Below are 16,076 nucleotides of genomic sequence, written 5' to 3'. Positions count from 1 at the left end.
TACCGGTTTCAGATCATCGACGGCAACGCATCCAGAACCTTGTCGAGGGTAATCGGGTACTCCCGCACCCGTGCGCCCGTGGCGTTATAGATCGCATTCGCCACCGCCGCACTCACGCCGCAGATCCCCAGTTCCCCGACCCCCTTGGCTTTCATCGGCGAGGAAATCGGGTCGGTTTCATCGAGGAAGATCACCTCCTGATGCGGGATGTCGGCATGCACCGGCACTTCGTAGCCCGCCAGGTCATGGTTGACGAAAAAGCCGTGGCGCTTGTCCACCGCGAGCTCTTCCATCAACGCCGCGCCGACGCCCATGGTCATGGCGCCGATCACCTGGCTGCGGGCTGATTTCGGATTGAGAATCCGCCCTGCGGCGCACACCGCGAGCATGCGCCGCACGCGGACTTCGCCGGTGGCGGCATCGACGGCGACTTCGACGAAGTGCGCGCCGAAGGTCGATTGCTGGTACTGCTTGGCGAGGTCGGCGAATTCGATGCTGTCCTCGACTTCGATCGCGGCGTGTTGCGCGGCCTCACGTAACGTCACGTTTTTGCTGCCCAAGCGCACGTGGCCATCGGCAAACTGCGCTTCACCCGCGTTCATGCCCAGTTTGGTCGCGACCGCTTCGCGCAGCTTCATGCACGCCGCGTAAACCCCGGCGGTCGAGCAATTGGCGCCGAACTGGCCGCCGGAGCCTGCCGACACCGGAAAATTCGAATCGCCCAAATGCACAACCACATCGTCGAGACGCACGCCCATCACTTCGGCGGCGGTCTGGGCAATGATCGTGTAGCTGCCGGTGCCGATGTCCGTCATGTCGGTTTCCACGCTGATCTTGCCGTCGCGCTCCAGCCGTACGCGTGCGCCGGACTTCACCAGCAGGTTGTTGCGAATCGCCGCCGCAACGCCCATGCCGATCAGCCAGCGACCTTCACGACGGCTGCCGGGCGTCGCATTGCGCTTATTCCAGCCAAAACGTTCGGCGCCGGTTTGCAGGCATTCAATCAGACGCCGCTGGGAGAACGGCCGCTCGGTTTTCACCGGATCGACCTGCGTGTCGTTGAGGATGCGGAACTGGATCGGATCGAGTTTGAGCTGTTCGGCCATCTCGTCCATGGCGATCTCCAGTGCCATCAGCCCCGGCGTTTCACCCGGCGCGCGCATGGCGTTGCCTTCCGGCAGATCCAGCGGCGCCAGGCGCATGGTCACCAAGCGATTTTCAGCGGCATAAAGCAATTGACTCGGTTGCGCCGCGACTTCGACCTTGCCGTCGGCGAGGTTGCCCGACCAGCCTTCATGGGCGATGGCGGTGAGTTTGCCGTCCGCTGTCGCTCCCATGCGAATCCGCTGAATGGTGGCGGGACGGTGGGTAGTGTTGTTGGCGATCTGCGGACGGGCGAGGGCGACCTTCACGGGTCGGTTCGCCAGACGTGCGCCGAGGGCGGCGAGGATCGCGTCGGCACGAATGAACAGCTTGCCGCCGAAACCGCCACCAATGTATGGCGAGATCAGCCGCACGTTTTCCTTGGGCAGGCCGAGGGTGGCGGCGATGTCGCCGACGCTCCAGGCGATCATCTGGTTGGAAGTCCAGAGCGTCACGTGATCGCCTTTCCAGGCGGCGAGTGTCGCGTGGGGCTCCATCATCGCGTGGGATTGATCCGGCGTGGTGTAGGTCTGGTCGAACTGCACGGGCGCGGCGGCGAAGGCGGTGGCGAAATCGCCGTGCTTGACGTCCGGCAGATCGTCTTTCGGTTCCACGCCCTGGTCGCGCACGCTGGCCAGATCAAATTGACCTTTGTCGGCCGCGTATTCGACGTTGACCAACTGCGCGGCAGCCCGCGCCTGTTCGAAGGTTTCGGCGACCACCAGCGCTACTGCCTGGTGATAGTGCTGGACTTGTGGCCCGGCCAGCAGGTGCGCGGCGTTGTATTGGCCTTTGCCGAGCTTGCCGGCGTTGGCGGCGGTGACGATGGTCAGCACCCCCGGCGCGGCGCGGGCGGCCTCCAGATCGATGCGGATGATGCGACCTTTGGCAATGGCCGAACCGACCACTACGCCGTACGCCTGATTCTTCACGGCTTCATGTTGCTCGTAGGCGTAAGGCGCCTGGCCGCTGGTCTTCAGCGGGCCTTCAATGCGGTCGGTGGGTTTACCGATGACGTTCAACTGATCAATCGGGTTGGTCGTGGCGGGCGTGTCGAATTTCATGCTTCGTCCCTCGCTTGGGCCAGCACCGAGGCAATCGTGCGCTCGACCAATGTCACTTTGAACTGGTTGTCAGAAGTAGGCGTGGCGCCGTCGAGCAGGCGCGCACTGACGGCCTTCGCGCCTTGCGGCAGCAGCGCTTCCGCCGCTTCGACTCGCCAGGGTTTCGGCGCGATGCCACCGACGGCGATGCGCCCGCTGCCATCCTTCTGCAGGATCAGGCCGACGGACACCAGCGCGAAGGCGTACGACGAGCGGTCGCGCACCTTGTGATAGACATGCGTGCCGCCCACCGGCGCGGGCAGGGTGACGGCGGTGATCAGTTCACCGGGCGTCAGACTGGTTTCGACATTCGGTGTGGTGCCGGGCAACTGATGGAAGTCCGCGATGGCGATGCGTCGAGTGCTGCCATCGACCTTGAGCGTTTCGACCTGAACATCCAGCGCCCGCATCGCGATCGCCATGTCACTCGGATGGGTCGCGATGCAAGCATCGCTGACGCCGATAATGCCGAGTTGTCGACTGACCCCGCCAATCGCCGCGCAGCCACTGCCGGGTTTGCGTTTATTGCAGGCCTGATTGGTGTCGTAGAAATACGGGCAGCGCGTGCGTTGGAGCAGATTGCCGGCGGTGGTCGCCATGTTGCGCAACTGGCCCGATGCGCCGGCGAGCAAGGCGCGGGACAGCAGCGCGTAGTCTTTCCGGACGCGGTTGTCGGCGGCCAGATCGGTGTTGCGCACCAGCGCGCCGATGCGCAAGCCGCCGTCGTCGGTCGCTTCGATCTGGTCGAGGCCCAGGTGATTAACGTCAATCAGCTGCTGCGGCGTTTCGATGTCGAGTTTCATCAAGTCCAGCAGATTGGTACCGCCGGCGATAAAGCGGGCGCCCTCGATTTGCGCGGCTTGGGCGGCGGCTGCGGCAGGAGAGTCGGCGCGGCTGTAGTTGAACGCTCTCATGCTGGCACCTCCGCGACTTCGCTGATGGCTTCGATGATGTTCGAGTAGGCGCCGCAACGGCAGATGTTGCCGCTCATGCGTTCCTGCAATTCGCTGGCGATCAGTTGCGGCGGTTCGGTGAGGCTGGCGCTGGCGTGGCTGGGGATGCCGTCGCGGATTTCCTGAAGCACCGCCACCGCCGAGCAGATCTGCCCCGGCGTGCAGTAGCCGCACTGGTAACCATCATGCTTGATGAACGCCGCCTGCATCGGATGCAGATGATCCGGCATGCCGAGGCCTTCGATGGTGGTGACTTTGGCGCCTTCCTGCATCACCGCCAGGGTCAGGCACGAATTGATTCGCCGGCCATCGACGATCACCGTGCAGGCGCCGCACTGGCCGTGGTCGCAGCCCTTTTTGCTGCCGGTCAGCTGCAGGTGTTCGCGCAGGGCGTCGAGCAGGGTGGTGCGAGTATCAACCTCCAGCGCCTGTGGCTTGCCGTTGACTTCGATGGTTACTTTGGCCATGGCCGGTTGCTCCAGGCTGGCCGCGTAGGCCTTGAGGCTGATGAAAGGGGGCATCGCGAACGCGGTTGCGGTCACGGCACCGAGAATCAGGAAACGGCGTCGGGAGATCGCCATTGGCGGATGGTCATTCATTTGCTTGGCTTCCTCTATCAGGTCGGCAGGGTGTGAAAGACCCGCACGGGTACGCTGGCGTGGTTGCCAGTCTCGCTCTGTTCTAGGAGTGACCACGCTGGAGAGGAAAAGGTTTTCTTTGATTTGCGCATGGCCTCATGCGCGCGGTTCATGAATCGACAGAAGGAACGCGGGTACCTTGGCTGTGAGTCAGATCACTCTCACAACCGAGGCACCCGCGATTCTCAATGTGCGCCGACCACCATGGACGTAAACGGCGCCACATACGCCTGCAACGTCACCAGACCGCCGACCAGGATTGCCAGCACGATGGAATGGAAGAACACGTAACGCAGGATTTCCCCTTCATGGCCGTACCAGCGTGTCGCGGTTGAGGCGACCACGATCGACTGCGCGTCGACCATTTTGCCCATCACTCCGCCGGAGCTGTTGGCCGCCGCCATCAGGACCGGGCTGATGCCCAGCTGCTCCGACGTCACCCGTTGCAAGCCGCCAAACAGCACGTTGGACGCGGTATCCGACCCGGTAAGCGCTACGCCAAGCCAGCCGAGCAAGGTGCCGAACATCGGGTAGAAAATCCCCGTGGCAGCGAATGCCAGCCCCATGGTCGCGTCCAGCCCCGAGTAGCGGGTCAGGAATCCCAGCGCCAGCATCGCGGCAATCGTAATCAGCGAGAAGCGCACCACCCACAGTGTGCGAAGGTACTGTTTGATCAGTTGCGGGATCGAGTAGCCCATCAGCAATCCACCGACAATCGCCGCGAGCAGGATGCCGCTGCCGGTGGCAGTGAACCAGGTGAACTTGTACACCGCCTCTTCAGCTTTCGGCGCGGCGACCACCGGCGGGACTTTTTCGATCTGCAGATGCAGGGAGCTGAAAGTCACGGCCGGGGCGAACACCGGATTGGCCTCGCGCAGCGGTTTGCCCTGCGGATCAAGCTTGGCCGATTGGGTAACGGGGTCCATCGCCGGACGGGTGTCGAACATGTTCTTGAAACCCTGGGTGCCCCAGGCAAATACGAACACCGTGAGGATGATCCACGGCATCCACGCGCGCATCACTGCCGGGCGCGCCTGATCGCTGAATGCGGCGCTGGCCGTGATTTTTTCTTCTTCGACCTTCGAGTCGTCATGCCGTCCCGTCAGCGCGGCCGAGGTATGAACAGTCGCCGGCCTCCAGACCTTGAGGAACAACGTCAGGCAGGCCATGGAAATCAGCGCGGCGATCACATCTACCAGCATCGGCCCGTGGAAGTTCGAAACCAGAAACTGCGGGATGGCGAAACTCACGCCAGCCACCAGAATCGCCGGCCATACTTCCAGCATCTTGCGCCAACCGGCGAATGCCCAGATCAGCCAGAACGGCACCAGCACCGAGAAGAACGGCAATTGCCGTCCCACCATCATCGACAACTCCATTTCATCCAGCCCGGTGACCTTGGCCAGCGTAATGATCGGCGTGCCCAGGGCGCCAAAGGCCACGGGCGCAGTGTTGGCGATCAGCGCCAGACCGGACGCTGCCAGTGGCGAAAAACCAAGACCGATCAGAATGGCCCCGGTCACCGCCACCGGGGTACCGAACCCGGCGGCCCCTTCGAAGAAAGCACCGAAACAAAAGGCGATCAGCAGCAATTGCAGGCGCCGGTCGTCGGTGATGCGGGCGAGCGAATCCTGCAACACCTTGAACGAGCCGTTCTCGGTGGTCAGACGATGCAGAAAAATGATGTTGAGCACGATCCAGCCAATCGGCAGCAGCCCGTTGGCCGCCCCGAACAGCGCCGCAGAACCGGCCATGTTGGCGGGCATGCCGAAGGCGAAGATCGAGATCAACAGCGCTGAGGCCAGCGCCAGCAGTGCGGCCAGATGAGCCTTTACGTGAAAGAAGGCCAGCGCCGCCAGCATCACCACCACGGGAACGGCGGCCATGATCGTGGAAATCACCGGATTGCCGAACGGGTCATAGACTTGTTGCCAGACCATGTCGCACCTCTGCTTGTTGTTCTTGAGGGGCAGATCCTTTGCGCGTTGCAAGCAGTATAGGTGGCATTTGGCCGCCGCTCGGGCGAGGCGGGCGAGGCGATCAACGGTCATCGGCGGTCGGTGAATCATCGTCGTTTTCCCCGGTCGTATCTGCGGCAGCGCACACCGCGCCTCTTCGGTGTGGGCAGCGCTGCCGTTTCCGTCGTCAAGACCTTGGTTTTAGGGAAATTCTGAATGATGCGTGCAACAAGCCTGCTGCTGACCGTTTCCGCCGCTGTACTGCTGGGCGGCTGTGTGGCGGATTTCGATGATGACCATCGCCATGGCCGGCATTACGACCGCGATCATGGCCGTTATTACGATCATGACCGGCGCTGGGACGACCGCGATGACGACCGCCGCGACGGGCGTCGTTATCACCGCGACCGGGATGATGACTGACTGAAACGAAGAGGGCGTTCCCCTGTGGGAGCGCCCTCTGGCATTAAAAATGAGCGCTCGCCCGGACGCTGGATCGCGCAGGCACGGAGGCCTCGATGTCCAGCAAATGGGTGGCGAGAATGTCGCTCAGAAATCGGAACTGATCGTTGAGGCCCACCACTTCATTGCTGAAATGATTGCTCGCGGCGGGCATCAACAGGTCTTCGAAGGCTTCGTCGAACACCAGCGCCTGTGTCTTGCGCGACACGGCGTGCTGATCGTAGTAGTTGCTGCCGAAGACCGGGAAACTCACGGCGAGGGTGACGGTATTGATCATGATGTGAACTCCTCGTGCTGTGTGTTTCGGATGGGCTAATCGTGCCTTTGGCGAGCAACATGCGGAAGGCAATCGTCGCGATGGTGAATATCGACGGCATTGATGGTTGGACCGGCGCGGCCCTGACCAGCGGATAAACGGCGCACTGCACGCACCTATACTCATTTCATCTTCCCCGCATTCTTCAGGTCTCCTGCCCGAAGAACAGATAAGGACCGCCACCGTGAACCTGCGTGCGCTGCTCGTCGCCGCACTGGTGTTGCTGGCCGGCTGCGCAACCACGGCGCGGGCCCCGGTAAGCGCGCCGGCGGTGGTGGTCTCGCCGGCGACTTGGCAGCAGATCGACCGCGAAATCGTCAGTGCCTCGAAGCAGGCCATCGAGCAGGTCAAGCTGTTCGCCCGTGGCTCGATGGAACATTGGCGCATTCGGGTCTATGAGCAAACTGAAGAAAATTTCATCCCGTGGTTCAGCAGTTACTGGACCCAGGAATGGCTGTCGATGAAGGTCAGCTGGTACACCATCAGTGCCAGCGGCGAGCAGGGCGCCTCGGCCAAACGTCTGGCGGCCTATCTGCTGGAGCAATATCAGGAACGGGTACTGGCGCCGGTGGCGGTGGAGATCGACCCGGACGCGATCCTCGGCCAGTCCACCGCGTTTTACGCGCAACTGATGGCGCAGCAGATGCCGGTCATCGCCCAGCGCCACGGCGTGCCCATCGCCCAGCTCAACGGGCGCTTGCAGAAAATCCCCGCCATCGCCCTTGGCCCGCCGTCGGCGAGGGATGCTTCGCTGTATCAGGTTGTCAGCACTGAGCCGTTGAACACGCTGCCGGCCTACGCCGCGCTGATCGACAAGATTCACACCGACGGCGGTTCCAAAGGCGTGACCTCGACGGAGTCGGCCATGGCCCCGGTGGCCAAGCGTGCCAGCCAGCGCATGGAGGCGGAAATGGCCCCGCGCGGCGCCGCGAGCGCGGTGGCGGCAGCGGCAGGCAAACTGGCCGGGGCGCTGATTTCGGTCGGGGTGGCAGGCATCCGCGCAATCATTCAGGCCAACGACCGCCCGGACAGCGAAGCGCTGATCCGCAGCAGCCTGGGCAACACCTTCGACAAGGCCTGGCTGAAACTGGTGCAGAACCCGACCACCGGCGTGATGGCCGGCACGCTGCACATGGCGGCGCAGGTCGAGGGAAATCTGGGCGGGCGGGACGAGCCGTCGGTCGGGTTGGGCGTCAACCGTGTCGAATGGCGGCCGCCCGAGTCGACTACTCAGCAGATCGAACCCACCCTGCAAGGAGAATGATCATGGCTTACATCGATGTGTTCGTGGCGCCCGTGCCGAATGCCAATCGCGAACAGTACAAGAAGCACTGCGAAATCGCCGCCAAGCTGTTCAAGGAATACGGCGCGCTGGAGGTGATTCAGGGCTGGGGCGATGACGTGCCGGACGGCAAGGTCACCTCATTCCCGATGGCGGTGAAACTCAAGGAAGGCGAAACCGTATCGGCGGGCTGGCTGGTCTGGCCGGACAAGGCCACCCGCGACGCCGGCATGGCGAAAATGATGGAAGACCCGCGCATGCAGCCGGACGTCAATCCGATGCCGTTCGATGGGCAGCGGATGATCTTCGGTGGCTTCAAGGACATTCTCGAGCCTTGATGCCGCGTTGCCGGGTCACTCCGCCGACGGGGTGATCCGGCAGCCTTTGCGGTTGCGAATCTGCTCGTCCGTCGGCCGCTCGCGCACAAATTCGAAACGCGGCTCACCTTCGCTGTAATGCACCAGCCAGCCCCATTCCAGTTCGCTCTCATCCTGTCCGGGATTCGGCGGTCGGGCCCACCAGGGTTCTTTGCTGAGGATCTCGCGCATGATGTCCTCCGGTTGATGGCAATCGTTGAACTATAAACCCCACGCCGAGAGTCGCCAGAAACGGGCGTGTAGAATCCAGGGATCTCGACGAACGAAGGAGCGTGGCCATGACGGACGAAACGCGCGGGGATCAACCGTTCAAGCGGCTGTTCTTCGCCCTGGACTGCCCGCCGGCGCAGCGCAAGGCGATTGCCCAGTGGCGCGGCGAACTGGGTTTGCGTACCGGCAAACCGGTGCCGGCGGACAACTTTCATCTGACGCTGCTGTTTCTCGGTGCGGTGCCGTTGGCGCAGATTGGCGAAGTCTGCGAGGCGGCGGCAAAAGTGCGCACGCCGGGCGAGGCGCTGAGGATTTCACTGGATCGGTTGCAGGTCTGGCGCCGTGCCGGGGTATTGTCGCTGGCGCCCGAGCAGGCGCCGCAGGGATTGTTGCGGCTGGTGTATGCGCTGGAGCAGGCGATGTTGCCGTTCGGATTTGAAGAGGCGACGCGCGAGTATCGTCCGCACCTGACACTGGCCCGGGACTATCGGGCGCCGGAACCGGAATCTGCCACGCCGCCGGAGTTCTTCCTGCGGGCTGAGCGCTTTGCGCTGTTCGAATCCCACAAGGGCCGTTATCGCTCGCTGGCCGACTGGTCACTGATCTGAGCCCACAAAAAAAGGCGCCCGAGGGCGCCTGAATTCACCTGAACCGAGGAAGCCAGGTGAGGCCGTTCAGAGCAGGGGGCAGCGGTGGTAAGGCGCTGCATGAACGGAAACTTGTGATTCTGATCGCTGACTGCCTGATCGTTCCCACGCTCTGCGTGGGAATGCAGCCCGGGACGCTCCGCGTCCCAAAGCGGACGCAGAGCGTCCATTGAGGCATTCCCACGCGGAGCGTGGGAACGATCACCGCGAGTACTCCAGGTTTATTTGCCGAGTTTCACGCGTGTCCAGCCCCGGGTCATGATCCGCTGTGTGGCAATCGGCTGATCCGGCACCGCATACAGCGTGGCCATCACCGCTTGCGGCGGGTACGAGCCCGGATCGTTGCGGATCGCTTCATCCACCAGCGGCGTCGCGGCTTCGTTGGCGTTGCTGTAGCCGATGCTGTTGGTGACCTCGGCGATGATGTCCGGGCGCATCAGGAAGTTCATGAACAGGTAGGCGTTCTCGACGTTGGCGGCATCGCGCGGGATCGCGACCATGTCATAGAAACTGCCGGCGCCTTCCTTGGGAATGCTGTAGTCGATTTCGACCTTGTTGCCCGATTCCACCGCGCGGGCCTTGGCCTGCAGCACGTCACCCGAGTAACCGACCGCCACGCAGATGTTGCCGTTGGCCAGATCGGAGATGTACTTGGACGAATGGAAATACGCCACCGACGGCCGGATCTTCATGAACAGCGCTTCGGCTTCGGCGATGTGCTTCACGTCCTTGTCGTTCACCGGATAGCCCAGGTAGTGCAGGGCGGCCGGGAGCATTTCGGTCGGCGAATCGAGGAAGCTGATGCCACAGGCCTTCAGCTTCTCGGCGTTTTCCGGTTTGAACAGCAGGTCCCAGGAGTTGGTCGGCGCATTCTTGCCGAGCACTTCCTTGACCTTGTCCGGGTTGAAGCCGATGCCGATCGAGCCCCACATGTACGGGAACGCGTGGGCGTTTTCCGGATCACTGGCGGAGGCGTTTTTCAGCAGCACCGGGTTGAGGTTTTTCCAGTTTGGCAGCTTCGATTTGTCCAGAGTCTGATAGACCCCGGCCTTGATCTGCTTGGCCAGGAAACTGTTGGACGGCACCACGATGTCGTAGCCGGATTTACCCGCGAGCAGACGTGCCTCGAGGGTTTCATTGCTGTCGAACACATCGTAGGTCACGCGGATGCCGGTCTCGTCCTCGAACTTCTTGACGGTGTCCGGAGCGATGTAATCCGACCAGTTGTAAACGCGCAGCACCTTGTCGTTGGCCTGGGCGCCCGTGGCGATTGCGCCCAATAAGGACAGTGTCAGCAGAGTCCTGCCAAACATTTTCATCGGTGAAACTCCATTCTTTTTATTCAAAAGCTTTTAAGCCAAAGCGCAAAGCCGTAAAACGCGACGGCCCTAGGCCGTCGCTGCCACTCGTTGAGGTTGCGGTTGCTGCCACGATTCGTTGGCGGTCTGATCCATCGCTTCCTGAATCGCACGCTTGCGGTTGGCTTCTGCCTTGCGGCCGAAGTACCAGACCAGGAAGGTCACCAGCGACACCGCCAGCAGAATCAGGCTGGCCACGGCGTTGATCTCGGGCTTCACACCCAGACGCACGGCCGAGAACACTTCCATCGGCAGGGTCGTCGAACCCGGGCCCGACACGAAGCTCGCCAGCACCAGATCGTCCAGCGACAGCGCGAACGACATCATGCCGCCCGCCGCCAGCGACGGCGCGATCATCGGGATGGTGATCAGGAAAAACACCTTGAACGGTTTCGCGCCCAGATCCATCGCCGCTTCTTCGATCGACAGGTCCAGCTCGCGCAAGCGGGCGGAGACTACCACCGCCACATAAGCGGCACAAAACGTGGTGTGGGCGATCCAGATGGTGACGATGCCACGCTCCTGCGGCCAGCCGATCAGTTGCGCCATCGCCACGAACAGCAGCAACAGCGACAGACCGGTAATCACCTCAGGCATCACCAGCGGCGCGGTGACCAGACCACCGAACAGCGTGCGACCCTTGAAGCGGGTGATACGAGTCAGCACGAAGGCGGCGAGGGTGCCCAGCGCTACGGCGGCAATCGCGGTGTAGCAAGCGATTTCCAGCGAGCGCACCACCGAGCCCATCAGTTGGGTGTTGTCGAGCAGGCCGACGTACCACTTCACCGACCAGCCGCCCCAGACCGTCACCAGTTTCGAGGCGTTGAACGAGTAGATCACCAGAATCAGCATCGGCAGATAAATGAACGTCAGGCCGAAGATCAACATGAACTTTGCAAAACCGAAGCGTTTCATCCCCGTGCCTCCATCTCTTTGGCCTGGCTGCGGTTGAACAGCAGAATCGGCACAATCAGGATCAACAGCATCACCACCGCCAGCGCGGACGCCACCGGCCAGTCGCGGTTATTGAAGAACTCTTGCCATAGCACGCGACCGATCATCAGGGTCTCCGGGCCGCCCAGCAGTTCCGGAATCACGAACTCGCCCACCACCGGAATGAACACCAGCATGCAGCCGGCGATGATGCCGTTCTTGGCCAGCGGCACAGTGATTTTCCAGAAGTTGTTGAAGTTGCTCGAACCCAGATCCTGCGCGGCTTCCAGCAGGCTGCCGTCGTGCTTCACCAGGTTGGCGTAGAGCGGCAGCACCATGAAAGGCAGGTAGGCGTAAACCACGCCGATATACACGGCCGTGTTGGTGTTGAGGATCTCGATCGGGTGATCGGTGAGCCCGGTCCACATCAAAAATGCGTTGAGCAAACCGTTGTTGCTGAGGATGCCCATCCATGCATAGACGCGGATCAGGATCGCAGTCCAGGTCGGCATCATGATCAACAGCAGCAGGACGTTTTGCGTTTCCTTGCCGGTCTTGGTGATCGCGTAGGCCATCGGGAAACCGATCACCAGACACATCAGCGTACTGAGCAGCGCCACCTTCAGCGAACCGAGGTAAGCCGACAGGTACAGCTCGTCTTCGCCGAGCAGGGTGTAGTTGCCGATGTTCAGGAACAGCTGGAATTTCTGTTCGGCGTAGGTGTAGATCTCCGAGTACGGCGGGATCGACAGCGCGGCTTCCGAGAAGCTGATCTTCATCACCAGAAAGAACGGCAGCATGAAGAACAGGAACAGCCAGATGAACGGGATGCCGATGACGAACTTTCGCCCGCTGGGCACCAGGCGCAGGAATTGCTGATTGAAGGTTCTCATGAGCGCAGTACCACGCCGCTGTCGTCTTCCCACCAGACGTAGACCTTGTCGTCCCAGGTCGGACGCGCGCCACGACGTTCGGCGTTGGCCATGAACGACTGGACGATCTTGCCGCTCGGCAGCTCGACGTAAAACACCGAGTGGCCGCCGAGGTAGGCGATGTCATGCACCTTGCCTTCGGACCAGTTGTAGCGGGTCTCCGGCTTGATCGTGCTGACGAGCATTTTTTCCGGGCGGATCGCGTAGGTGATCGACTTGTCCTGCACCGAAGTGCTGACGCCATGACCGACGTAGATCTTTTGCTGCAAGTCCGGGCTGTGAATGATCGCGTGACCTTCAAGGTCCTCGACCACGGTGCCGTCGAAGGCGTTCACGTTGCCGATGAATTCGCAGACCATGCGGCTGACCGGCGCTTCATAGATGTCGACCGGGCTGCCGATCTGGGCGATCCAGCCCAGGTGCATGATCGCGATGCGCTCAGCCATGGTCATGGCCTCTTCCTGGTCGTGGGTCACCATCACGCAGGTCACGCCGACGCGCTCGATGATCTCAACCAGTTCTAGCTGCATCTGCGAACGCAGTTTTTTATCCAGTGCGCCCATCGGTTCGTCGAGCAGCAACAGCTTCGGACGCTTGGCCAGGGAGCGGGCGAGGGCCACGCGCTGACGCTGGCCGCCGGACAGTTGATGCGGGCGGCGCTTGGCGTATTGGGTCATGTGGACGAGGCGCAGCATTTCTTCGACGCGGGCATCGATTTCGCTGGCCGGCAAACGGTCCTGCTTGAGGCCGAAGGCGATGTTCTGCGCCACGGTCATGTGCGGGAACAGGGCGTAGGACTGGAACATCATGTTGATCGGCCGCTCGTACGGCGGCATGTCGGTGATGTCGACACCGTCGAGCAGAATGCGTCCTTCAGTCGGCCGTTCGAAACCGGCGAGCATGCGCAGCAAGGTCGATTTGCCCGAGCCGGAGCCGCCGAGCAGGGCGAAGATTTCGCCCTGATGGATCTCCAGGGACACATCGTCCACCGCAGTGGTTTCGTCGAACTTCTTGGTAACTCGATCGACCTTCACCAGAACCTTTTTCGGTTGCTGATGACCTTCAAGAGCCTTCCTGTAAGTGCTGGAGGCGTTTGCCATGTGAAACTCCCAACAGGTTTCAGTCGCCGGGCCAACGCGGCCTGGCTTAAGAGTGGATTGCAGACCCGCACCGTGCGGGTTGTTCGGCGCCGCCGTCCTGGCTGCCGGGTGGTGCTTTTTGTTTTCGCGGTGTGTTGCTGATCGCGGATGACGGATGCGCAAACGCGCAGCCGCCGACCCCGCGGGGGCAGTAAATGGTTTTGCAATCGTTGGGTGGCGTCAGCGCTGGTTGCGTCGCGCCGCACGCTGGCGGCAAGCCTCGCCGAATGCCTGGAAAATCCGCAGGTAGTTCGGGTTGTCCAGCACCTGCCATTCCGGGTGCCATTGCACGCCGAGGGCGAAGGTCGGGCTGTGTTCTACCGAGACCGCCTCGATCAGGCCATCCGGTGCCACGGCTTCGGCGCGCAGGCCGGGAGCGAGGCGGTCGATGCCCTGACTGTGAATCGAGTTGACCTGGAATTCACCTGGCAGCTCCAGCGCTTCGAACACGCCACCGGGCAGCACCGTCACGGCATGGGCCGGGGCGTATTGCACGGCGACATCCGGGCTGTCGGCTTCGCGGTGATCGAGCATGCCCGGCAGCTCATGCACCTTCTGGTGCAGGCTGCCGCCGAACGCCACGTTCATTTCCTGGAAACCCCGGCAGATGCCGAGTACCGGAACGCCCGCCGCGATGGCTGCACGCAATAAAGGAAGGGTAGTGGCATCCCGCGCCGGATCATGATCCGTGCCGGGAGCGCTGTCCGGGCCCTGATAGTGGAAGGGTTCCACGTTGGATGGGGAGCCGGTCAGCAACAGACCGTCGAGCTGACCCAGCAGGTCTTCGATTTCAGTCAGTTTGCCAAGGGAAGGAATGACGACGGGCAACCCCAGCGCCGCAACGCTGACAGCGCGAACGTACTTGTCGCCGCTGATGTGATAGGGGTGCAGGCCAATCTGTTTGACGCACGCAGTAACGCCGATCAATGGCTTGAATGCCATTTTTATTCACCTCGAAGTTTGACACTTGAACGAGCTTTTCCGGAGCTTAGCCTCGTTGATTTTAATTAACAACTCCCATGTAAAAAATTCTAAACGCCGTTCATCAAATCTTCATCAAGACCGGGGCTCTGGCGCCTGCTTTGGCACGAGAGTGTTAAAAAAAGCCCAAAAAATAAACGCTGAGCGGCCCTGTGTTCGCTATTGACTTCACTTTGCCGTTCGGGTTGACTGGCTCGGCGAAACAGCAGTGAACATAATAATTAACAGCTAAATAGGTGCATCATGTCGGTCCCTCTGCGTGCCGTTCAACTCAACGAAGCAAACGCATTCCTTAAGAAACATCCTGAGGTTTTGTACGTCGACCTTCTGATTGCAGACATGAACGGTGTGGTGCGCGGCAAGCGCATCGAGCGCACCAGTCTTCACAAGGTTTACGAGAAAGGCATCAACCTGCCGGCCTCGCTCTTTGCCCTCGACATCAACGGCTCCACGGTGGAAAGCACCGGTCTGGGCCTGGACATCGGCGACGCCGACCGTATCTGCTACCCGATCCCCGGCACCCTGAGCATCGAGCCTTGGCAGAAGCGTCCGACGGCGCAACTGCTGATGACCATGCACGAGCTGGAAGGCGAGCCGTTCTTCGCCGACCCGCGTGAAGTACTGGCCAACGTGGTGCGCAAGTTCGACGCACTGGGCCTGACCATCTGCGCCGCGTTCGAACTCGAGTTCTACCTGATCGACCAGGACAACGTGAACGGCCGTCCGCAATCGCCGCGCTCGCCAGTCTCCGGCAAGCGTCCGGTGTCGACTCAGGTTTATCTGATCGACGACCTCGACGAGTACGTCGACTGCCTGCAAGACATCCTCGAAGGCGCGAAAGAGCAGGGCATTCCTGCCGACGCCATCGTCAAGGAAAGCGCCCCTGCGCAGTTCGAAGTCAACCTGCACCACGTCTCCGACCCGATCAAGGCGTGCGACTACGCCGTCCTGCTCAAGCGTCTGGTGAAGAACATCGCCTACGACCACGAGATGGACACCACCTTCATGGCCAAGCCATATCCGGGCCAGGCGGGCAACGGTCTGCACGTGCACATTTCGATCCTGGACAAAGAAGGCAACAACATCTTCGCCAGCGAGGATCCCGAGCAGAACGCCGCGCTACGCCACGCGATCGGCGGTGTGCTGGAGACCCTGCCTGCGCAAATGGCTTTCCTGTGCCCGAACGTCAACTCGTACCGCCGCTTCGGCGCACAGTTCTACGTGCCGAACTCGCCGAGCTGGGGCATCGACAACCGCACCGTGGCCGTCCGTGTGCCGACCGGTTCGCCGGATGCCGTGCGCATCGAGCATCGCGTAGCCGGTGCCGACGCCAACCCGTACCTGCTGATGGCTTCCGTGCTGGCCGGTATCCACCACGGCCTGACCAACGAAATCGAACCGGGCGCCCCGGTCGAAGGCAACAGCTACGAGCAGAACGAACAGAGCCTGCCGAACAACCTGCGCGACGCCCTGCGTGAGCTGGACGACAGCGAAGTCATGGCCCGCTACATCGATCCGATGTACATCGACGTATTTGTCGCGTGCAAGGAAAGCGAGCTGGCCGAGTTCGAGAACTCGATCTCTGACCTTGAGTACAACTGGTATCTGCATACGGTGTGAGGTCCTCAAAAGCCCCTCACCCTA

At 61.7% G+C, this 16,076-nt stretch carries 16 protein-coding genes; 5 read left to right on the top strand and 11 right to left on the bottom strand.

From position 1 onward, the window contains the following. Positions 1–8 precede the first annotated feature (8 nt). From paoC to GQX66_RS03165, 4 genes are all read right to left on the bottom strand, one after another. Positions 9–2,207 (bottom strand): aldehyde oxidoreductase molybdenum-binding subunit PaoC, encoded by a 2,199-nt coding sequence (paoC, locus tag GQX66_RS03180; RefSeq protein WP_240866257.1) that lies wholly within the window; start codon positions 2,205–2,207, stop codon positions 9–11. After that, a complete protein-coding gene (locus GQX66_RS03175) occupies positions 2,204–3,160 on the bottom strand; it encodes a xanthine dehydrogenase family protein subunit M (RefSeq protein ID WP_240866254.1) in 957 nt (318 codons plus the stop codon). Before GQX66_RS03175 ends, paoC begins: the two co-directional genes overlap by 4 nt. Further along, complete coding sequence (gene paoA, locus GQX66_RS03170; RefSeq protein WP_276613307.1) at positions 3,157–3,798, bottom strand: aldehyde dehydrogenase iron-sulfur subunit PaoA; 642 nt, start codon at positions 3,796–3,798, stop codon at positions 3,157–3,159. Before paoA ends, GQX66_RS03175 begins: the two co-directional genes overlap by 4 nt. A 224-nt stretch (positions 3,799–4,022) precedes the next feature. Next, the gene (locus GQX66_RS03165) at positions 4,023–5,777 is read right to left on the bottom strand and encodes an L-lactate permease (RefSeq protein ID WP_240866249.1); all 1,755 of its coding nucleotides are present in this window, start codon (positions 5,775–5,777) and stop codon (positions 4,023–4,025) included. 234 nt (positions 5,778–6,011) lie between these two features. Between GQX66_RS03165 and GQX66_RS03160 the strand changes: the two genes are divergently transcribed. Then, positions 6,012–6,218 (top strand): hypothetical protein, encoded by a 207-nt coding sequence (locus GQX66_RS03160; RefSeq protein WP_064382340.1) that lies wholly within the window; start codon positions 6,012–6,014, stop codon positions 6,216–6,218. A 43-nt stretch (positions 6,219–6,261) separates the two neighbouring features. Here GQX66_RS03160 and GQX66_RS03155 read toward each other — a convergent pair whose 3' ends face one another. Further along, on the bottom strand, positions 6,262–6,534 hold the full coding sequence (locus GQX66_RS03155) for a hypothetical protein (RefSeq protein ID WP_039770930.1): 273 nt from the start codon (positions 6,532–6,534) through the stop codon (positions 6,262–6,264). Between the two features lie 223 nt (positions 6,535–6,757). On the opposite strand from GQX66_RS03155, the gene GQX66_RS03150 reads away from it, so the two are divergent. Beyond that, complete coding sequence (locus GQX66_RS03150) at positions 6,758–7,837, top strand: hypothetical protein (RefSeq protein ID WP_240866246.1); 1,080 nt, start codon at positions 6,758–6,760, stop codon at positions 7,835–7,837. Between the two features lie 2 nt (positions 7,838–7,839). Continuing rightward, on the top strand, positions 7,840–8,193 hold the full coding sequence (locus tag GQX66_RS03145; protein ID WP_085748278.1) for a DUF1428 domain-containing protein: 354 nt from the start codon (positions 7,840–7,842) through the stop codon (positions 8,191–8,193). 15 nt (positions 8,194–8,208) lie between these two features. Here GQX66_RS03145 and GQX66_RS03140 read toward each other — a convergent pair whose 3' ends face one another. Further along, positions 8,209–8,403, bottom strand: coding sequence for a hypothetical protein (locus tag GQX66_RS03140; RefSeq protein ID WP_007957125.1), 195 nt, complete (start codon positions 8,401–8,403; stop codon positions 8,209–8,211). Positions 8,404–8,510: 107 nt separating this feature from the next. Between GQX66_RS03140 and thpR the strand changes: the two genes are divergently transcribed. Continuing rightward, complete coding sequence (thpR, locus tag GQX66_RS03135; protein WP_240866237.1) at positions 8,511–9,050, top strand: RNA 2',3'-cyclic phosphodiesterase; 540 nt, start codon at positions 8,511–8,513, stop codon at positions 9,048–9,050. A gap of 260 nt (positions 9,051–9,310) precedes the next feature. Here the strand turns inward: thpR and GQX66_RS03130 are convergent, their stop codons facing one another. From GQX66_RS03130 to GQX66_RS03110, 5 genes are all read right to left on the bottom strand, one after another. Continuing rightward, complete coding sequence (locus GQX66_RS03130; RefSeq protein WP_085748280.1) at positions 9,311–10,408, bottom strand: polyamine ABC transporter substrate-binding protein; 1,098 nt, start codon at positions 10,406–10,408, stop codon at positions 9,311–9,313. Between the two features lie 69 nt (positions 10,409–10,477). Further along, positions 10,478–11,362 (bottom strand): ABC transporter permease subunit, encoded by an 885-nt coding sequence (locus tag GQX66_RS03125; protein ID WP_102717775.1) that lies wholly within the window; start codon positions 11,360–11,362, stop codon positions 10,478–10,480. After that, positions 11,359–12,273: an ABC transporter permease subunit gene (locus tag GQX66_RS03120; RefSeq protein ID WP_039770920.1), complete on the bottom strand. Its 915-nt coding sequence runs from the start codon at positions 12,271–12,273 to the stop codon at positions 11,359–11,361. Before GQX66_RS03120 ends, GQX66_RS03125 begins: the two co-directional genes overlap by 4 nt. Next, positions 12,270–13,412 (bottom strand): polyamine ABC transporter ATP-binding protein, encoded by a 1,143-nt coding sequence (gene potA, locus GQX66_RS03115; RefSeq protein ID WP_007957110.1) that lies wholly within the window; start codon positions 13,410–13,412, stop codon positions 12,270–12,272. The genes GQX66_RS03120 and potA overlap by 4 nt, the downstream gene beginning before the upstream one ends. Before the next feature lie 219 nt (positions 13,413–13,631). Further along, on the bottom strand, positions 13,632–14,393 hold the full coding sequence (locus GQX66_RS03110) for a gamma-glutamyl-gamma-aminobutyrate hydrolase family protein (RefSeq protein WP_102687367.1): 762 nt from the start codon (positions 14,391–14,393) through the stop codon (positions 13,632–13,634). Between the two features lie 282 nt (positions 14,394–14,675). Between GQX66_RS03110 and GQX66_RS03105 the strand changes: the two genes are divergently transcribed. Beyond that, complete coding sequence (locus tag GQX66_RS03105; RefSeq protein WP_011333558.1) at positions 14,676–16,052, top strand: glutamine synthetase family protein; 1,377 nt, start codon at positions 14,676–14,678, stop codon at positions 16,050–16,052. Positions 16,053–16,076: the final 24 nt, after the last annotated feature.

The sequence above is a fragment of the Pseudomonas sp. B707 genome, from assembly GCF_022496685.1.
In the GTDB taxonomy this organism is placed as follows: Bacteria; Pseudomonadota; Gammaproteobacteria; order Pseudomonadales; family Pseudomonadaceae; genus Aquipseudomonas; species Aquipseudomonas paraglycinae.
Note: the sequence above shows the minus strand (reverse complement) of the source record. Positions and strands in the feature narration are given on the sequence as shown.

What these genes read in the sequence shown, in the direction of transcription:
- potA (WP_007957110.1), bottom strand. Translation starts at nt 13,412, where the DNA reads ATGGCAAACGCCTCCAGCACTTACAGGAAGGCTCTTGAAGGTCATCAG.
- GQX66_RS03125 (WP_102717775.1), bottom strand. Translation starts at nt 11,362, where the DNA reads ATGAAACGCTTCGGTTTTGCAAAGTTCATGTTGATCTTCGGCCTGACG.
- thpR (WP_240866237.1), top strand. Translation starts at nt 8,511, where the DNA reads ATGACGGACGAAACGCGCGGGGATCAACCGTTCAAGCGGCTGTTCTTC.
- GQX66_RS03120 (WP_039770920.1), bottom strand. Translation starts at nt 12,273, where the DNA reads ATGAGAACCTTCAATCAGCAATTCCTGCGCCTGGTGCCCAGCGGGCGA.
- paoA (WP_276613307.1), bottom strand. Translation starts at nt 3,798, where the DNA reads ATGAATGACCATCCGCCAATGGCGATCTCCCGACGCCGTTTCCTGATT.
- GQX66_RS03165 (WP_240866249.1), bottom strand. Translation starts at nt 5,777, where the DNA reads ATGGTCTGGCAACAAGTCTATGACCCGTTCGGCAATCCGGTGATTTCC.
- paoC (WP_240866257.1), bottom strand. Translation starts at nt 2,207, where the DNA reads ATGAAATTCGACACGCCCGCCACGACCAACCCGATTGATCAGTTGAAC.
- GQX66_RS03130 (WP_085748280.1), bottom strand. Translation starts at nt 10,408, where the DNA reads ATGAAAATGTTTGGCAGGACTCTGCTGACACTGTCCTTATTGGGCGCA.
- GQX66_RS03145 (WP_085748278.1), top strand. Translation starts at nt 7,840, where the DNA reads ATGGCTTACATCGATGTGTTCGTGGCGCCCGTGCCGAATGCCAATCGC.
- GQX66_RS03160 (WP_064382340.1), top strand. Translation starts at nt 6,012, where the DNA reads ATGATGCGTGCAACAAGCCTGCTGCTGACCGTTTCCGCCGCTGTACTG.
- GQX66_RS03175 (WP_240866254.1), bottom strand. Translation starts at nt 3,160, where the DNA reads ATGAGAGCGTTCAACTACAGCCGCGCCGACTCTCCTGCCGCAGCCGCC.
- GQX66_RS03140 (WP_007957125.1), bottom strand. Translation starts at nt 8,403, where the DNA reads ATGCGCGAGATCCTCAGCAAAGAACCCTGGTGGGCCCGACCGCCGAAT.
- GQX66_RS03110 (WP_102687367.1), bottom strand. Translation starts at nt 14,393, where the DNA reads ATGGCATTCAAGCCATTGATCGGCGTTACTGCGTGCGTCAAACAGATT.
- GQX66_RS03155 (WP_039770930.1), bottom strand. Translation starts at nt 6,534, where the DNA reads ATGATCAATACCGTCACCCTCGCCGTGAGTTTCCCGGTCTTCGGCAGC.
- GQX66_RS03105 (WP_011333558.1), top strand. Translation starts at nt 14,676, where the DNA reads ATGTCGGTCCCTCTGCGTGCCGTTCAACTCAACGAAGCAAACGCATTC.